Annotated in this window: 16 protein-coding genes; 10 read left to right on the top strand and 6 right to left on the bottom strand. The window is 73.3% G+C overall.

Features of this window, described 5'->3' with window-relative positions; translation table 11 throughout:
- Positions 1–64: 64 nt before the first annotated feature.
- Both AB0G16_RS17130 and AB0G16_RS17125 read left to right on the top strand, forming a co-directional pair.
- Positions 65–934: a hypothetical protein gene (locus tag AB0G16_RS17130; protein WP_362805499.1), complete on the top strand. Its 870-nt coding sequence runs from the start codon at positions 65–67 to the stop codon at positions 932–934.
- A gap of 509 nt (positions 935–1,443) precedes the next feature.
- Entirely contained in the window at positions 1,444–2,415 is a 972-nt protein-coding gene (locus AB0G16_RS17125; protein WP_362805497.1) for an asparaginase, read from the top strand.
- Positions 2,416–2,566: 151 nt separating this feature from the next.
- Here the strand turns inward: AB0G16_RS17125 and AB0G16_RS17120 are convergent, their stop codons facing one another.
- A complete protein-coding gene (locus AB0G16_RS17120) occupies positions 2,567–3,076 on the bottom strand; it encodes a VOC family protein (protein ID WP_362805495.1) in 510 nt (169 codons plus the stop codon).
- A gap of 70 nt (positions 3,077–3,146) precedes the next feature.
- Here AB0G16_RS17120 and AB0G16_RS17115 point away from each other — a divergent pair, with 70 nt between their 5' ends.
- Both AB0G16_RS17115 and AB0G16_RS17110 read left to right on the top strand, forming a co-directional pair.
- The gene (locus AB0G16_RS17115) at positions 3,147–3,713 is read left to right on the top strand and encodes a MarR family transcriptional regulator (protein ID WP_362805493.1); all 567 of its coding nucleotides are present in this window, start codon (positions 3,147–3,149) and stop codon (positions 3,711–3,713) included.
- A gap of 56 nt (positions 3,714–3,769) precedes the next feature.
- The gene (locus AB0G16_RS17110; protein WP_362805491.1) at positions 3,770–4,273 is read left to right on the top strand and encodes a GNAT family N-acetyltransferase; all 504 of its coding nucleotides are present in this window, start codon (positions 3,770–3,772) and stop codon (positions 4,271–4,273) included.
- Positions 4,274–4,438: 165 nt separating this feature from the next.
- On the opposite strand, the gene AB0G16_RS17105 is transcribed toward AB0G16_RS17110, so the two are convergent.
- Positions 4,439–5,605, bottom strand: a complete 1,167-nt coding sequence (locus AB0G16_RS17105; RefSeq protein WP_362805489.1) for an ROK family transcriptional regulator — start codon at positions 5,603–5,605, stop codon at positions 4,439–4,441.
- 79 nt (positions 5,606–5,684) lie between these two features.
- Here AB0G16_RS17105 and xylA point away from each other — a divergent pair, with 79 nt between their 5' ends.
- From xylA to AB0G16_RS17075, 6 genes are all read left to right on the top strand, one after another.
- The gene (gene xylA, locus AB0G16_RS17100) at positions 5,685–6,836 is read left to right on the top strand and encodes a xylose isomerase (RefSeq protein WP_362805487.1); all 1,152 of its coding nucleotides are present in this window, start codon (positions 5,685–5,687) and stop codon (positions 6,834–6,836) included.
- Entirely contained in the window at positions 6,833–8,215 is a 1,383-nt protein-coding gene (gene xylB, locus AB0G16_RS17095) for a xylulokinase (protein ID WP_362805485.1), read from the top strand. Before xylA ends, xylB begins: the two co-directional genes overlap by 4 nt.
- 195 nt (positions 8,216–8,410) lie before the next feature.
- Positions 8,411–9,061: a DUF998 domain-containing protein gene (locus AB0G16_RS17090; RefSeq protein WP_362805483.1), complete on the top strand. Its 651-nt coding sequence runs from the start codon at positions 8,411–8,413 to the stop codon at positions 9,059–9,061.
- Between the two features lie 205 nt (positions 9,062–9,266).
- A complete protein-coding gene (locus AB0G16_RS17085; protein WP_362805481.1) occupies positions 9,267–11,597 on the top strand; it encodes a nitrate- and nitrite sensing domain-containing protein in 2,331 nt (776 codons plus the stop codon).
- 126 nt (positions 11,598–11,723) lie between these two features.
- The gene (locus tag AB0G16_RS17080; RefSeq protein WP_362805479.1) at positions 11,724–12,113 is read left to right on the top strand and encodes a roadblock/LC7 domain-containing protein; all 390 of its coding nucleotides are present in this window, start codon (positions 11,724–11,726) and stop codon (positions 12,111–12,113) included.
- Positions 12,110–12,481 (top strand): DUF742 domain-containing protein, encoded by a 372-nt coding sequence (locus AB0G16_RS17075; protein ID WP_362805477.1) that lies wholly within the window; start codon positions 12,110–12,112, stop codon positions 12,479–12,481. Before AB0G16_RS17080 ends, AB0G16_RS17075 begins: the two co-directional genes overlap by 4 nt.
- Positions 12,482–12,678: 197 nt before the next feature.
- Here the strand turns inward: AB0G16_RS17075 and AB0G16_RS17070 are convergent, their stop codons facing one another.
- From AB0G16_RS17070 to AB0G16_RS17055, 4 genes are all read right to left on the bottom strand, one after another.
- Entirely contained in the window at positions 12,679–13,254 is a 576-nt protein-coding gene (locus AB0G16_RS17070) for an ATP/GTP-binding protein (protein ID WP_344891567.1), read from the bottom strand.
- Entirely contained in the window at positions 13,235–13,582 is a 348-nt protein-coding gene (locus AB0G16_RS17065) for a DUF742 domain-containing protein (RefSeq protein ID WP_362805475.1), read from the bottom strand. The genes AB0G16_RS17070 and AB0G16_RS17065 overlap by 20 nt, the downstream gene beginning before the upstream one ends.
- Before the next feature lie 67 nt (positions 13,583–13,649).
- Positions 13,650–14,057 carry a roadblock/LC7 domain-containing protein gene (locus AB0G16_RS17060; protein ID WP_362805473.1) on the bottom strand — a complete coding sequence of 136 codons (408 nt, stop codon included), beginning with the start codon at positions 14,055–14,057 and terminating at the stop codon, positions 13,650–13,652.
- Positions 14,054–16,600, bottom strand: a complete 2,547-nt coding sequence (locus tag AB0G16_RS17055; protein ID WP_362805471.1) for a nitrate- and nitrite sensing domain-containing protein — start codon at positions 16,598–16,600, stop codon at positions 14,054–14,056. Before AB0G16_RS17055 ends, AB0G16_RS17060 begins: the two co-directional genes overlap by 4 nt.

Raw genomic sequence — 16,600 nt, 5'->3', positions numbered from 1 at the left:
CCACCCCTCCCGCGCGTGCCGGGGCGCCCGCGAGGACGTTCCCGGCCCCGCCTACCCTTGGGGGATGGGCGCCGCGCGTGACGACCGTCCCCATCCGGCACCGGCGACGGAGCGGTCCCCCTCCGGCCTCCCCGGTTTCTCCGGGCTTCTCGCCGACGATCCGATGTCCGCCCCACTGACCTATCCCGGCCGTCTTCCTCCGGCGGCCGGACTACTGGCCGACGACCGTTTCCTGCCGATGGAGGAGGCGCCCGGAGCCCTCGCCGACGGGCGGGTCCGGTGCGGTGGCCGGAGCGCGAGGCTCGCCGACCACCTGGCGGCCCTCGGTGCGGCACCGCTGGAGGCGCGCCACCCGGTGGTCGCGGTGGGCTCCAACGCCGCCCCCGGCCAGTTGCGCCGCAAGTTCACCGCCGCCGGTGTCCGGGCCGTCGTCCCGCTGACCCCGGCCGCCGTGCACGGTGTCGCCCCCGGGGTCTCGGCGCACATCAGCCGGTACGCCTACCTGCCCGCCACGCCCATCGGGGCGCGGGGAGCCTCGCTGCTGTTCGTGGTCTGGGTGGACGAGACCCAGCTCGCGGTGCTGGACGCGACCGAGCCGAACTACCGCCGGACGGTCCTGCCCGGCGACTCCTTCCCGGTCACCCTCTCCTCGGGGGAGACGCTCCCGCCGTGCCACGTCTACGTGAGCAGGCACGGATGCCTGGTGGACGAGGAGGGCGGGCCGCTGCGACTGGCTCCCCAGCGCGACCTGATCGAGCACCTGCTGGGGCGGTCGGCGGCACTCCGGCGGTTGTTCGGGCGGACACCCGAGGAGTTCGTGCTCGGCGCGGGGAGGGACGGGGCTCGGCAGACCGCCCACAGACTGTTCGTGAGCGACGGTCTCGCGGACCCCGGCGTGTCCGGTCTCCATCGCCTCCTCCCGCCGCCCCCCTGACCCGGCTTCCCGGCCGCCTGACCGTCCCCACGACCCCGTGGCGACTTCCCGGACCTCTGGCCGCCGGCCCCCACGACTCCATGACTTCCCGGCCTCACGGCTGTCCGGCCACTCGACCCCTCGACCCCTCGGTTCATGACCTCCGAACTCAAGGCCCCACGGCCCCACGGCTCCGCGAACATAACCCCAGTAGGGGTATCGATGGGTTATAAATAGGTGGGCCGTGTCCGGAGCGGCTTCGTCCCGACGGTGCGGGTCCTGTGGGGAGCCGACACGAGCCCCAGGGAACCGTGTCCGACCCACTGCCCGACCGCCGTCACCCCTGCGGCCCGCCCTGCCACCCGTCCTACCGCCCGCCCTGCGACCCGCTCCGCCACCCTCCCCGCTCCCTCCGCCCCCCTTCCCGTTCCCGTCCCGCCGTCGGCCCTGCCGCCCGTCCCCGTCCGGTTTCCGCATGCCTGCCCGCCCACGGACCGGACGTCTCCTCGGCCATCGAAAGGTTTCCGTCCGTGAAGCGTGTGCTGCTCCTGGCGACCGGTGACACCATCGCCCACTCCTACGCCCCCGACCGGCCGGGGGCGGCGTCCGGGGCGGAACTGCTGAGGAACCTGCCGCCCGGCACGATCACCGCGGACGTGGTGGCCGAGGACGTGACGGCGGAGCCCAGTTGGGACATGTCGCCCTCGACGATGCTGGAACTGGCCCGCAGGGCACGCTCGGCCCTTCTGGAACGCCGGTTCGACGGTGTGGTGATCACTCACGGCACCGACGCGCTGGAGGAGACCGCCTACCTGACGGACCTGCTCCTCGGCCGGGCGGCCGAGCGCGGCACCGTCGTGCTGACCTGCGCCGTCCGCTCCGTGGACGAGCCGTCCGCGGACGGACCGCGCAACCTCGTCTCCTCCGTCGTCGCCGCCGTCGACGAGGCGCTGCGCGGCGCCGGGGCGGTCGCGTGCGTCAACGACGAGATCCACGCCGCCCGCTGGGTGAGCATGACCGACGCCACGAGCGTCGCGGCGTTCTCCTCCGCGCCCTTCCCGCCGCTGGGCCGCGTGTTCGGCGGGCGGGTGGAGGCGCTGGTCCCGCCCCCGCCCCGGCCACCGGCGTTCGGAGGGGATCCCGCCTCGGACGTGGCCCTGATCAAGACCTATCCGGGGATCGAGCCCGGCCTGCTCACCGCGGTCGTGGACGCCGGAGCCCAGGGTGTCGTGCTGGAGGGGACCGGGGCGGGCAACGTGCCGGTCGGTCTCTTCTCGACGATCGCGGAGCTGACGGAGTGGGGCATCCCGGTGGTCGTGGCGTCGCGTTGCCGTACCGGCCGGGGGCCGTTGGGCGAGGCGGGTCCCGTGCAGGGGCTCGCCGCCAAGGTGGGGGCGATCGGCGCCCGCGGGCTGGCGCCCCAGAAGGCGCGATGCGCGCTGATGGTCGCCCTCGGAACCGGGGGCGTCGACGCGGTCCGCGAGTGGTTCGCGCGGCTCTGACACCCGCGAGCCGAATTTTGGATAGGTAAAAAATAGGGGAACGGGGAGTATCCCTCGTCTGAGGGGGCACGTCGGGAGAGTCCGTGACCCGGCGGAGGGCTGGGGAGGCCTCCGCCGGGTCACCTCATCTCCGGGTGTTTCGGTCCATCGCTCAGGCGGGGATCGAGACGCCGACCCCGCCGCGGGTCTCGGCGCCGTAGCGCTCCTTCTCCCGCGCGATGTCCAGGGGCCTGATGGTGGTGCGCCCCTTCAGCGCCTCCTCGGTCAGCAGGTCGGCGGGGACCAGCCAGGAGACCTCGAACTCCAGCCCGTCGGGGTCCTTGGCGTACAGCGCCTTGGTGGTGGAGTGGTCGGAGGCCCCGACGAGGGCGTCGAGCTCGCCGAGCCTGAGGGCGATCCGCTCCAGTTCCTCCAGGGTGTCGACCTCCCAGGCGAGGTGGTAGAGGCCGACGGTCGCGCGCCCGGCGCCCGAGGGGCCGGCCTGCGCGCCCACCTCGAAGAGGCCGAGATCGTGGTCGTTGGTGGACCCCGAGGCCTGCAGGAAAGCGGCTCGCGGCGTGCCCATGACCACCGTGAAGCCGAGGGCCTCCCGGTAGAAGGCGACGCTCCGCTCCACGTCACGGACGAAGAGAACGGCGTGGTTGAGCCGCTGGACCGGCATGGTTCCTCCTAAAGCTTGAACTCTCAAGTATCTTACCTCACTTTGTTGAGAGTTCAAGTAAGCTGTGGGCGTGACGCGATGGCTGGACGATGACGAGCAACGTGCCTGGCGTGCGTTCCTGACCGCCTCCCAGCTCGTCCAGGAGGAGCTGGACCGGCAGCTGCAGCGCGACTCGGGCATGCCGCACGCCTACTACGCGGTGCTGGTGAAACTGTCGGAGGCGCCCGGCCGCACCCTGCGGATGAGCGAGCTGGCGGCGGAGGTCAACGCCTCGCAGAGCCGCCTGTCGCACGCGGTGAAACGGCTGGAGGAACGCGGCTGGGTCCGTCGCGCGCCCTGTGCGGCCGACAGGCGCGTGAGCTGGGCCGTCCTCACGGACGAGGGGTTCGCGGCCCTCGCGGCCGCCGCCCCCGGTCACGTCGAGGCGGTACGGCAGGTCTTCCTCGACCGCCTCGACCCCGAGCGGCTCCGCCACCTGACCGCCCTGTGCGCCGCCCTCCTCCCCGCCCCCGACGCCCTCCCGGGCACCCCCGACACCCCGCTCCCCGCCGCTCCCGGAGCCACCCCGATCCCCACCGCTCCGACTCCCGCCACTCCCCGTGCCGCCCCCGTTCCCGTCACTCCCGACCACCCCTGACGCCTTCACCGCCGTATCCGCCCGTCCCGGCCGGTGCCGCCCCGTAATCTGGGCGGGTGACGATCCGCGACGGCGGACCCGGCGACGTCGGGGCCGTACTCAGGATGTTCGACAGCGCCGTGGAGTTCCTGGTGAGCCGGGGGCGTACCGGTCAGTGGGGCAGTGAGCCGTTCAGCCGCGATCCCCAGCGGATCGAGCAGGTCAGGCAGTGGGCGGCGGGCGATGGCATGCGCATCGCCGAGCTCGACGGCCGGCCCGCCGGGTGCGTCGTGGTGGGCCCGCCGAACCCGTACGTCATGCCGGCGCCCGAACCCGAGCTGTACGTGCGGGCGCTGGTGATCGACCAGCGCTTCTCCGGTCGTCGGGTGGGCCGGACCCTGCTCGACTGGGCTGCCGGCGAGGCCGTCCGGCGCGGGGTGGGACTGCTGCGCGTCGACTGCTACGCCGGCGACGACGGCCGTCTGGTCGGCTACTACGAGCGGTGCGGGTTCACCCGGTCGATGCCGTTCTTCGTGGGCGCATGGCCCGGCATGATCCTCCAACGACGCCTGACCCCGTGATCCCGCCCAGGTCTCCGGTTTCCTCCTGACACCCGGATCCTCATGCGCCATCCATCCTTCCCCGGGACTCCCGTGAGGCCGCGCCGGCGACTGGACCGAGGAGGACGGAACCGTGAGGAACGAACGATTCCGTCCGACGAGGGAAGGAGCCGGATCCAAGCGGCCTCACCGCGACGCGAAGCGTCGCCATGAATACGGATCGGCGATGACCCGGTGGATGATCCGGCCGGCGGCGCCCAGGGTCGCCGCGTCGCCGCCCAGGCGTGAGACGGTCAGCGCGGGAACGGTGTGCCGCATCGTGGACAGCCGGGCGGTCATCGTCCGGTGCGCCGGTTCCCTGATCCACTCGAACAGCGGGGCGAAGACGCCGCCCAGCACGATGGTTCCCGGGTCCATCAGGTGCACCGCGGAGGTCAGGGCGACGCCGAGCGCCCGGCCGGCGCGCTCGCAGGCCTCCAGCGGGCGTCGTTCGCCCGCGCGCAGCCGTTCCAGCAGCTCCGGCACGCCTCCGGCGGTCCCGCCGAGCCCCGCGGCCCGCAGGAGCGCGTCCTGCCCGGCGTACTGCTCCAGGCAGCCTCGGCCGCCGCAGCGGCAGGCGGGCCCGTCGGGGGCGACGACCACGTGCCCGAGCTCTCCCGCCAGGCCGCTGGCGCCGCGGAAGAGGGCGCCGCCGACGACCAGGCCCGCGCCGATGCCGATCTCGCCCGACACGTGCAGGAAGTCCTCGGGGGCCGAGCCGAACCAGAGCTCTCCCAGGGCGGCGAGGTTGGCCTCGTTGTCCACCTCCACGGTGAGGCTCAGCAGGTCGGGGACGCGGACGTCGTGCCAGCCCAGGTTGGGGGCGGCGTGTACCAGTCCCTTGTCCACAGGGCCGGGCACGGCGACGGTCACACCGGCGATGACGAGCCCCTGCGCCTGGGCTTCGTCCACAGCTTTCTGGGCAAGTTCCTGCAGGTGAGACAGGGTTTCCACAGGCGAGGACATGCGGTTGTCCACAGCCTGTGCATATCGCGTCCGCACCGCGAGCGTGAGGTCGACCACGCAGGCCGACAGGTAGTCGACATTGATCTCCAGGCCGAGCGCGGCGACCCGCCCGCCGCTCAGTGCGACGGCGGTGCCGGGCCGTCCCCGCTCGCCGTCCCTGACCGCGCCGGACTCGGCGACCATGCCCGCCGCGATCAGGTCGCCGACCATCTTCGAGACCGTCGTCTTGGTCAGCCCGGTGATCTCGGCGAGCGCCGCACGGCTGACGGGACCGCTCCTGCGGACCTCGGCGAGGACCACGCCGAGGTTGCGCGCGCGCATCGCGTCGTGGCGCAGGGCCTGTGTCATGGAACAACCACCTCTTGACGATCCCACCAGCTCGATACATATTAAGTCCATAACGTGGATTAATTCGGAGGAAACACAGATGAGCGCCTATACCCCCACGCCCGAGGACCGCTTCACCTTCGGGCTGTGGACCGTCGGCTGGCAGGCCCGCGACCAGTTCGGCGACGCCTCCCGGGCGGCGCTGGACCCGGTGGAGAGCGTCCACCGCCTCGCCGAACTCGGCGCCTACGGCGTCACCTTCCACGACGACGACCTGCTCGCCGTCGAGTCCGACCGGGACAGGGCGATCGCCGCCTTCAAGAAGGCGCTGGCCGAGACCGGGATGAAGGTCCCGATGGCCACCACGAACCTGTTCACCCACCCGGTCTTCAAGGACGGCGGGTTCACCAGCAACGACCGCGAGGTCCGCCGCTACGCCCTGCGCAAGGTCATCCGCAACATCGACCTCGCCGCCGAGCTCGGCGCGACCACCTACGTCTGCTGGGGCGGGCGCGAGGGCTCGGAGTCCGGTGCCGCCAAGGACGTCCGCGCCGCGCTCAGCCGCTACAAGGAGGGCATGGACACGCTCACCTCGTACGTGATCGAGAAGGGCTACGACATCCGGTTCGCCCTGGAGCCCAAGCCGAACGAGCCGCGGGGCGACATCCTCCTCCCGACCGTGGGCCACGCCCTGGCGTTCATCAACGAGCTGGAGCACCCCGAGCGCGTCGGCCTCAACCCCGAGGTGGGCCACGAGGAGATGGCCGGGCTCAACTTCGCGCACGGCATCGCCCAGGCCCTGTGGCACGGCAAGCTCTTCCACATCGACCTCAACGGCCAGCACGGTCCCAAGTTCGACCAGGACCTGATCTTCGGCCACGGCGACATCAAGAACTCCTTCTTCCTGGTGGACCTGCTGGAGAACGGCGGCTACGACGGCCCCCGGCACTTCGACTACAAGCCGCTGCGCACCGAGGACGCCGACGACGTCTGGGTCTCGGCCGCGGCCAACATGCGCACGTACCTGATCCTGAAGGAGAAGGTGAAGGCCTTCCGGGCGGACCCCGAGGTCGCCGAGGCGCTCGCCGCGAGCAAGGTCGCCGAGCTCTCCGAGCCCACGCTCGCCCCGGGCGAGACGCTCGCGGACCTGGAGCGCGACGACTTCGACCTGGAGGCGGTGGCCGCGCGCGGCTTCCACTTCACCCGCCTGAACCAGCTCGCCGTCGAGCACCTCCTCGGGGTCCGCGGATGACGCTGGTGGCCGGGGTCGACTCCTCGACCCAGAGCTGCAAGGTGGTGATCAGGGACGCCCGTACGGGCGCCCTGGTCCGGCAGGGACGCGCGGCCCACCCCGACGGCACCGAGGTGGACCCGGCCGCCTGGTGGGAGGCGCTGCGGGAGGCGCTGGAGCGGGCCGGCGGGCTGGACGGCGTCGAGGCGATGAGCATCGGCGCCCAGCAGCACGGCATGGTCTGCCTGGACGCCGACGGCCGGGTGGTCAGGAAGGCGCTGCTGTGGAACGACACCCGTTCCGCCGGGGCCGCCGCCGACCTGGTCGGCGAGCTGGGCGGTCCCGGGGGGTGGGCCGAGGCGGTGGGCAGCGTGCCGGTCGCCTCGTTCACCGTGACCAAGCTCCGCTGGCTGGCCGAGCACGAGCCGGACTCGGCCCGCCGCACCGAGCGCGTCTGCCTGCCGCACGACTGGCTCACCTGGCGGCTGGGCGGCGAGTTCGTCACCGACAGGGGAGACGCCTCGGGCACGGGCTACTGGTCGCCCGCGACCGGCGCCTACCGGACGGACCTGCTCCAGAAGGCCTTCGGCGCGCTCCCTGAGCTTCCGGCCGTGCTGGGCCCCCGCGACCCGGCCGGAGAGGTACGGCCCGTCTCGGGGGTACCCGCCGGCGGAACGGTGCGGCTCGCCCCGGGGACGGGCGACAACATGGCCGCGGCGCTCGGGGTCGGCGCGCTCCCCGGCGACGTGGTGGTCTCGATCGGCACTTCGGGGACGGCCTTCGCGGTCGCGGAGAGCCCGAGCGCGGACCCGAGCGGCGCGGTGGCGGGTTTCGCCGACGCCACCGGCCGGTTCCTGCCGCTGGTGGCCACGCTCAACGCGGCCAGGGTGCTCGACGCCACCGCGCGGATGCTCGGGGTCGGCCTGGGTGACCTCGACCGGCTGGCCCTGTCGGCGCCGCCGGGCGCGGGCGGTCTGGTGTACGTGCCGTACCTGGAGGGTGAGCGCACCCCCAACCTGCCCACCGCCACCGGCTCGCTGCACGGCCTGACGCTGGCCACCTCCACCCCCGAGTACCTGGCCAGGGCGGCGGTCGAAGGACTGCTCTGCCACCTCGCCGACGCCTTCGACGCCCTCGGACTGGACCCGGCGAGGGTGCTGCTCATCGGGGGAGGCGCCCGGTCGGAGGCGGTACGGCGGATCGCCCCGGCCGTCTTCGGGCGGCCGGTGGTCGTCCCCGAGCCCGGGGAGTACGTGGCCGACGGGGCGGCACGGCAGGCCGCCTGGCTGCTCGGCGGGGACGAGCCCCCGGTCTGGGAGGCGGGCGGGGCCGAGCACTACGAGGCCGACCCCGCTCCCGAGGTCAGGGCCCGCTACGCCGAGGCCCGCGCCCTGCGCTGAGCCACCGGCCCCGCCGAGGCGCCCCCGCGTCCGGGCGGTCGTCCCGGGCCGAGGGGTGATCCCCCGGCGGGGCCGGTGATCCCGGGGCGAGAGGGCGGTCCCGGGGTGATCCCGGGCCGTCTCAGGGGTGGCTCAGGGTTGGATCAGGGGTGCCGCCGGATGTCCGGAAGGCCCTCCGGCGGACAGTCTTGACCCATGCTCGCGTCGAAGAGGCTCTACCCCCTGATCGCCTGTGCCGCGCTCGTGACGGCCGCCCTGGCCGCCGTCGTGGGACAGATCGGCCCGGCCTCGTACGCCGACCCGCTGAACCTGCCGGTCAGCGAGTACGCGGTGCTGGACCGCGGAGGGGCGACCTCGCTCATGCTGGCGTCGCTCGGGGTCGCGGCCCTCGCCGTGGTGGCCGCACTGCGGGTGGCGAGGGCGCGGGTGGGCCTGCCGGCCGAGAGGCTGACGCTCGTGTGGGGCGCGGGCCTGATCCTCGTCGCGGCGCTGCCCGCGGTCCTGCCCGCGGGCGCCATGGAGGCCGTCGCCCAGGCGCACCACCTCGTGGCGATGGCCGCGTTCGTCGCGATGCCGGCGGCCGGTGGCCTGATGGCGGCGCGGTTCAACGCCGACGAGCGGTGGCGGCCGGTGGCCAGGGTGGTGGAGTGGCTGGCGCTGGCCGGCGGGTTCGGCCTGCTGGCCCTCACCTACGTGGCGCTCCCGGGCCAGGGCGTGCTCATCGGCCTCGTCGAGTGGAGCCTGGTCGGGATCGGGGCCGCGCTGACCGCCGTTCCCGCGGTCCGGCTGGCGCGGCCGAGCCGCGTGCGGAGCGCCGCCCCGGCGTCACACGCCGTCCTGGGGTGACCCGCGCACGATCCCCAGGCCCCGTCATGGGACGACCCGGCGACCACACACCGTCACGGGTTCCTTTTCCTCTCCCTTATTACCATTTCCTGACATGTCACAAATAGAATACAAATAAGAGAAGCCACCGGTGCTATTCTCTTCGACGATCTAGAGATCGCCCGGGGTGTTCCCCGGCGATCCCAGAGCGAGCCGTCGAGGTGACATGGCATCGAGCACGTCCATCCGATTCAAGCTCTCGGTGCTGCTGGTGATCCCGCTGACCTCGCTGGTGGCGGTCTGGGGCTTCGCCGCGATCGTCACGGTCGGTGACTCGATGAGCCTGCTCTCGATCGGCACGCTGTACGCGACGGTGGGCAAGCCCGCCGGTGAGCTGGGCAGCGAGGTCCAGCGCGAGCACATCCTGTCGGCCGAGTTCCTGGCCACCCGCTCCGACGCCGACCACCGCACCATGGCGGCGCAGCGCGCCGTCACCGACCAGGCACGCGCCCGCTTCCGCGACGAGACGGCCGGGGACGCGGCCCGCTCGAAGATGTCCGACGAGATGCGGACGCACCACGCCGAACTGCTGCGGCAGACCGAGGCGCTCGACGCGATCCGCGCCAGGATCGACGACGGCCGGATCGGCCCGGTGGGGCTCTCCGAGGAGTTCTCCCGGCTGCCGGACGCCCTGCACAGGCTCTTCAACACCCTGAGCCTCACCAACGACCTCCCGCTCTACCGCCAGTCCCGGGGCATCACGATGATGAACCAGGCGGTGGACCTGCTCAGCCGCGAGCGGGCGCTGGCCGCCGGCGTGCTGGCGCTCAAGGGGCCGATGACGGAGACCGAGAGCCGGCTTTTCGGCCGGCTCGTCTCCAACCGGATCTTCCTGATGGAACAGGCGATGCCGGAACTCGACCCCGCGCTGCGCGGCCCCTTCTCGGAGATGATCGCCTCCTCCACGTACGCCCGCTTCACCGCGCTGGAGAACCGGCTGCTGTCCGGCGCCCGCGTGTCGCCCGCCGCCTGGCGCGCCGCCGGCGACGCGCTGGACGTCACCTACCGGCGGTCCCTGGAGGTCGTGGCCCCCGAGCTCGTCGACCGGGCCGCGCCCGCGGCGGCCACTGCCTTCGTCCGCGCGGGCGTCGTCGGACTGATCGGCCTCATCGCGGTGATCGCGTCGCTGCTGGTGTCGTACCGGATCGGCAGCGGGATCACCCGGGAACTCGCCGCCGTGCGCGGCGCCGCCGCGGAGCTGGCCGAGACCCGGCTCCCGCGGGTGATGGGCAGGCTGCGCCGTGGCGAGAAGGTGGACGTGGCGGCCGAGGCGCCCCCGCTGGAGCCGGTGGGCACCACCTCCGAGATCCACGACGTGGCCACCGCGTTCGACAGCGTCCAGCGCAGCGCGGTGAACGCCGCCGTGGAACAGGCCAGGCTGCGCGAGGGCGTCTCCCACGCGTTCCGCAACCTGGCGCGGCGGAGCCAGTCGCTCCTGCAGCGCCAGCTCAAACTGCTCGACGGCATGCAGCAGCGGGCCGAGGACCCCGAGGCGCTGGAGAAGCTCTTCCTGCTCGACCACCTGACCACCCGGATGCGCCGTCACGCCGAAGGGCTGGTGATCCTGTCCGGCGGGGCGGCGGGCCGCAGGTGGCGCTCGCCGGTGCCGATGGAGGACGTGCTGCGCGGGTCGGCCGCCCAGGTCGAGAACTACGCCCGGGTACGGATCTATCCCATGGGCGGCACCACCCTGGCCGGCAACGCCGTCGCCGACATGATGCACCTGTTCGCCGAGATCCTGGAGAACGCCACCGTCTTCTCCCCGCCGGACAGCCAGGTCTCGGTCCGCGGCGAACCGGTGGCCCGGGGCTTCGCGGTCGAGATCGAGGACAGGGGGCTGGGGCTCACCGAGGACGAGCGCGCCGCCGTCAACGAGCGCCTGGCCAGCCCGCCGGAGTTCGACCCGGCCCAGACCGACCGGCTGGGATTCACCGTGGTCGGGCTGCTGGCCGCCAGGTACGGCGTCCGGGTGACGCTGCGCCCCTCGCCGTACGGCGGGACCGGGGTGCTCCTCGTCATCCCGGGCGAACTGCTCGGCGACCCCGAGCCCGCGGAGCCGTCACCGCCGGAGTCGGCGGAGTCGCCGGAATCGGCGGTGGCGCCGGTGTCGGCGGTGGCGCCGGTGTCGTCGCCGCCGGTGCTCACCGTCCTGCCCACGCGGGCCGGACCGGCCGGGCGCACCGGACCGTCCCGGCGGACCGGACCGGCGGAGCACGCGGTGCCGGTCCCCGCGGACCTGTGGAAGCCACCGCGTCGCACCGGCGAGGGGCTGCCCCGCAGGGTGCGGCGAGCGGATCCGCAGCCACGGCCGGGCGCCCCCTCCGGGGCTGGGGCCGGCGCGCGTTCCGCCGAGGGGGCGGGGACCGGCGCGCGTTCCTCCGGGGAGACGAGGGCCGGGGCACGCTCCCCCGAGGAGGCGAGGGCGCTGATGAGCGCCCTGCAGTCGGGCTGGCGCCGGGGCCGGGCCGAGGACGAGGACGGCGGTGCCACGCGATGAGCCGCGACCACGACGGTGACCACGTGACCGGACTGGCCGGGCCGGCGGGTCCGGCGAGGACGGAGCCACCGGGCCGGGGACGGCCGGAGACCAGCGAGACCATCAGACCGGAAGGGGTTACATCACGTGCCGGGTGAGCTGCATTGGCTTCTGGACGATTTCGTCACGAGCGTGGCGGACGTCTCGCACGCGCTGATCCTGTCCAACGACGGGCTGATGATGGCCTCGTCCCGAGGATTGTCCAAGGAGGAGGCCGACCACCTGTCGGCGGTGGCCTCCGGGTTCCAGAGCCTCGCCAAGGGTACGAGCCTGCAGTTCGGCGGCGGCGCCGTACGGCAGACGATGGTGGAGATGGACGCCGCCTTCCTCTTCGTCACCTCCGCCGGGCAGGGGACCTGCCTGTCGGTCATGACCACCGGCGCCGCCGACGTGGGCCTGATCGCGTACGAGATGGCCCGCCTGGTCACCCGCGTCGGCCAGCACCTGGCCACCGGGCCGAGGATGGCCGGGCAGTGACCGACGACGTGGAGTGGGTCGACGAGGAGGCCGGTCCCGTCGTCCGCCCCTACGCGATGACCGGAGGGCGCACCAGGACGTCCTCCTCCTCGCTGGACCTGCTCTCGACGGCGACGGCGGCGGGGACGCCCATCCCCGCCGGGGCGGGCCTGGGACTGCAGCACCGCAGGCTGCTCGGCCTGGTCGGGCGGGCCAGGCCCATCGTGGAGATCGCGGCGGACGCGGGCCTGCCGATCGGCGTGGTCAAGGTCCTGCTGGGCGACATGCTCGACCAGGGGCTCATCCTGGTGCGGTCGCCCGCGCCGGCGTCGTCGGCGCCCACGGACAGCCTGCTGAGGGAGCTGATCAGCGGCCTGCGGGCCCTCTGACCGTCCCGGTCCCGCCCGGTCCCGCCCGGCCTCTCGGGCTTCCGGCCCTCTCGGCCCCGCCGGGCCTTCCCCTGCCGGCGCAGGCCCGGGCGGCCCGGGCCTCTCGGCTCCCGGCCCCGGTCGTCGTCGGTGCCCTCGGGCCGTCGTCGGCGCCCTCGGCTCCCTGACACCGAGGGCTCGGCCCCGCCTCCGGCGGGTCAGCTCTGGCTGGCCGTCAGTACCTTCAGCGAGTGCTCCACCAGCGTCACCAGCACCGTCTTCGCCGACACCCGCCGCCGCACGTCGCACAGGAGCACCGGCACGTCCGCGTCCAGGTCCAGCGCCACCCGGACGTCCTCGGCCTCGTGCCGGTCGGCGCCGTCGAAGCAGTTGACGGCCACGATGAACGGCGTGCCGCGCTGCTCGAAGTAGTCGATGGACGGGAAGCAGTCGGTCAGCCGCCGGGTGTCCGCCAGCACCACCGCGCCCAGCGCGCCGTAGGACAGCTCGTCCCACATGAACCAGAACCGCTCCTGGCCGGGCGTGCCGAACAGGTAGACGACCAGACCCTCCCTGATCGTGATGCGACCGAAGTCCATCGCGACCGTCGTGGTGGTCTTGCCCTCCACACCGTCGACGTCGTCGATGCCGATCCCACGGTCGGAGAGCACCTCCTCGGTACGGAGCGGGCGGATCTCGCTGATGGCGCCCACGAGCGTGGTCTTACCGACCCCGAAACCGCCCGCGATGAGAATCTTGAGGGCGACGGGTTCGTCAGAGGGCCCGAAGTCCATTGATCACTTCCTTGAGAATGCGCTCGCTCGCGGAGGCGCGCCCGATCGAGATGAGCTTGTGGTCCTTCAGGTCGCCGAGGAGGACCTTGACCACGCCGAGCGGCAGGTTCAGGTCGGAGGCGACGTCGGCGACCGAGGTGGGGGTGGTGACCATGGCGAGGATGCGTTCCTGTTCCGGCCCGGGGATGAATCCCCCGGGCGGGACGGAGCGGGTCGAGGTGACGATCGCGACCAGATCCAGCGTGTCGCCGGAGGAACGGGTGCGACCCCCGATGAGCGCGTACGGCCGGACGACGGGCCCGGCCTCCTCGTCCATCCAGTGCGTCATCCGGACCTCCCGCAGCGGGCCCGGCGATCCAGCGGGCCCTGGGGGTCGCGCCCGCCGGGTCCGCCGCTCACGAGAGACCTTGGCGCGGATTGGCGGAGATGTGCTGGCCGACCCGCTTGACCAGCATCGCCATCTCGTAGGCGACGTGGCCGACGTCGGCGTCGGCACTGCTCAGCACGGCCAGGCAGGTGCCCTGCCCGGCGGCGGTGACGAACAGGAAGGCCGACTCCATCTCCACGATGGTCTGGCGCACCTCGCCGCCGCCGAACTGGCGTCCCGCTCCGCGCGCCAGGCTCTGGAACCCGGCGGCGACCGCGGACAGATGTTCGGCGTCCTCGCGGCTGAGCCCCTTGGAGAAACCGACGGCCAGCCCGTCGGTGGAGAGGATCACCGCCTGGCGCACCGCGCCCACCCTGCCGGTCAGGTCGTCGAGGAGCCAGTTCAGCTCGCCGGTGTTGGTCGATCTTCCGGTCACTTGTCCCCCTTGTCGCCTGTCGTGTGGTGTGGCGATTCGTCGTTCTGTTCCTCGCGTCCGCGCCGGGCGCCCGCCTGGAAGGCGGAGAACATGGCGCGGATCTCGTCGGGTGAACGTTCCTCGCACGGCTCGGCCTTCGGTGCCGGTGCCGGTGCCGCGGGCGCCGCCTCGCCCTCCTGGCGGAGCTGAGGCGCCAGGTTCGCCTGGCGGACCCGGCGGGGCAGGCCGCCGGGTCCGGCGGGAGGCTGTACGGCCGACGGGCGCGCCGCCGGGCAGCCGGTCGCACCGCCGCCCCGGGAGGGCGCCTCCCGGGTCTCGGGAGAGACCTGGCCCGCCTGGGGCGTCCTCGGGGCCCTCGCCCCGGCCAGGGCCGCCCCCGCCGGTGAGGGCACCGGCCGGCGCGGGTCACCGGGGGAGGACGCCGGACGTGAGGGCGCCTCCCGGACCGTCTCGCCCCCGCCGTCCTGGCCGGGTCGCTCCTGGAGACCGGGCGCCGGGGCGCGGGCGGGCAGGTCGGTGACGACGCTGAGCGAGGGGGCGGCCGCGGGCTGGACGGCGGGGGCGCCACGCGTCCTGCGGGGCAGGCCGCCTCCGCCCGGCGCGGACGGGAGCGCCTCACGCGGGGCGGGCTCGAACAGCCCCTCCGGGCGCTCGTCCACGCGCTCGGCGGTGTACGACGTCCGCTGCGCGGTGAGGGTGAGGGGCTTGTCCTGCTGGGCCAGCAACGCCCGGGGAAGGAGCACGATCGCCGTGGTGCCGCCGAACGGCGAGCCGCGCAGGATGACCTGGATGCCGTGCCGGGAGGCGAGCTGACCCACCACGAACAGGCCCAGCCGGTCGCTGTCGGCCAGGTCGAACTCCGGCGGGTCGGCCAGGCGCGCGTTGACGGCCTCGTACTCGGCGGGGCTCAGGCCCAGGCCGCGGTCCTCCACCTCGACGGCGAACCCGTTGGCCACCACGTCGCCGCGGACGGTCACCGTGGTCTGCGGCGGCGAGTAGATCGTGGCGTTCTCGATCAGCTCGGCCACCAGGTGGGTGATGTCGGCGACCGCGGCCCCGTCGAGCGAGACGTCGGCCACGGGCAGCACGTTGACGCGGGTGTAGTCCTCGACCTCCGCGATCGCCGCCCGCAGCACGTCGATCACCGGCACCGGCCTGCGCCAGGACCGGCCGGGCGCCGCGCCGGACAGGATGATCAGGCTCTCCGCGTGCCGCCGCATGCGGGTGGTCAGGTGGTCCAGCCGGAACAGGTCGTGCAGGCTGTCGGGGTCGGTCGCCCGGCGCTGCATGCTGTCGAGCAGGGCGAGCTGGCGGTGGAGCAGGCTCTGCTTGCGGCGGGCCAGGTTCACGAAGACCTGGCTGACGCCGCGCCGCAGGTTGGCCTGGCCGACGGCGGCCTCGACGGCGGTGTGCTGCACCGAGCCGAAGGCGTGGGCCACGTCGTGCACCTCGGTCGAGCCGCCCGCCTGGATCGGCGGCGCCTCGGCGCGCACGTCGACCTCCTCGCCGCGCCGCAGGCGCTCCACGACGCGGGGGAGCCGCACGTCCGCCAGGTCCAGGGCGGCCGAGCGCAGCCCGGCCAGCTCGGAGGCGAGGCGGCGGCCGAAGCGGACCGAGATGATGATCGACGCGACCACCGCGATCAGGCCGACGCCACCGGCGATCACGATCCGGATCAGGACGTCGGTGGCCATCCCCTGGGCGCGGTCCGCCAGCGTGCGGGCTGAGGAGGCGTTGACCTTGTCGAGCCAGGTCGAGACCTCGTTCACGGACGCCTTCCAGCCGGCGGCCTCGAGGGGCAGGCGGTCGCCGGTCCCCCCGGCGACGGCCCGCTCCAGCTCGGTGAACCTCTCGAAGACCGAGGAGCGGAACGTGTCGCGGTAGGGGCCGCTCAGCTCGGCGTCGAGCGAGGCCACGCCGCGGTTGTGCAGGAAGCGCCGGGTGGTGACGTACTCGCCGAAGGCCCTGCGCTCCTCCTCCGACATCCGCTTGTCGACCAGCGCGCCGCTGACCAGCGCGTTCTCCCGGGCGATCATCTCGTGGGCGTTGCCCATCCCCTGCATGGCCGCGGCCTGCTGGAAGATCGACAGGTCGGGCACCGCGGTCATCTGGGTGTACACCAGGAAGACCGCGTCGAGGATCTGGTTGTAGCTCGACAGCACGCTCAGCCGTGACTGCTGGCCGCCGTCGACGCCGGAGCGGATGCTCGGCAGGCCGTCGAGCCGGCGCAGCAGCTCGTCCAGGGAGGCGCGGAGTTCCGGGGTGACGGCTTCGTCGCCGGCCGCCGCCTTCTGGAACGCCTCGATCGAGCGGTCGGTACGGGCGCGCTGCTCGCCCATCCCGCTGGTGATGACCCGGGAGCTGACCACCATCGACGACTGCGTCCGCTCGGCCTGCAACTGCAGTCCGAGGTCGGTGGAGGTGACGCCCACCGTCTGGTAGAGGGTGTTGGCCCTCAGCAGGGAGATCCCGTCGCCGATGGTCAGGTTGAGGGCGAATCCCCACAGCGCGCTCAGGGAGAGCAGCGGCAGGAGCAGCAGCAA

It is taken from the genome of Streptosporangium sp. NPDC023615, from assembly GCF_040640155.1.
Lineage (GTDB): Bacteria > Actinomycetota > Actinomycetes > Streptosporangiales > Streptosporangiaceae > Streptosporangium.
This window is presented reverse-complemented; position numbering and strand designations above follow the sequence as displayed.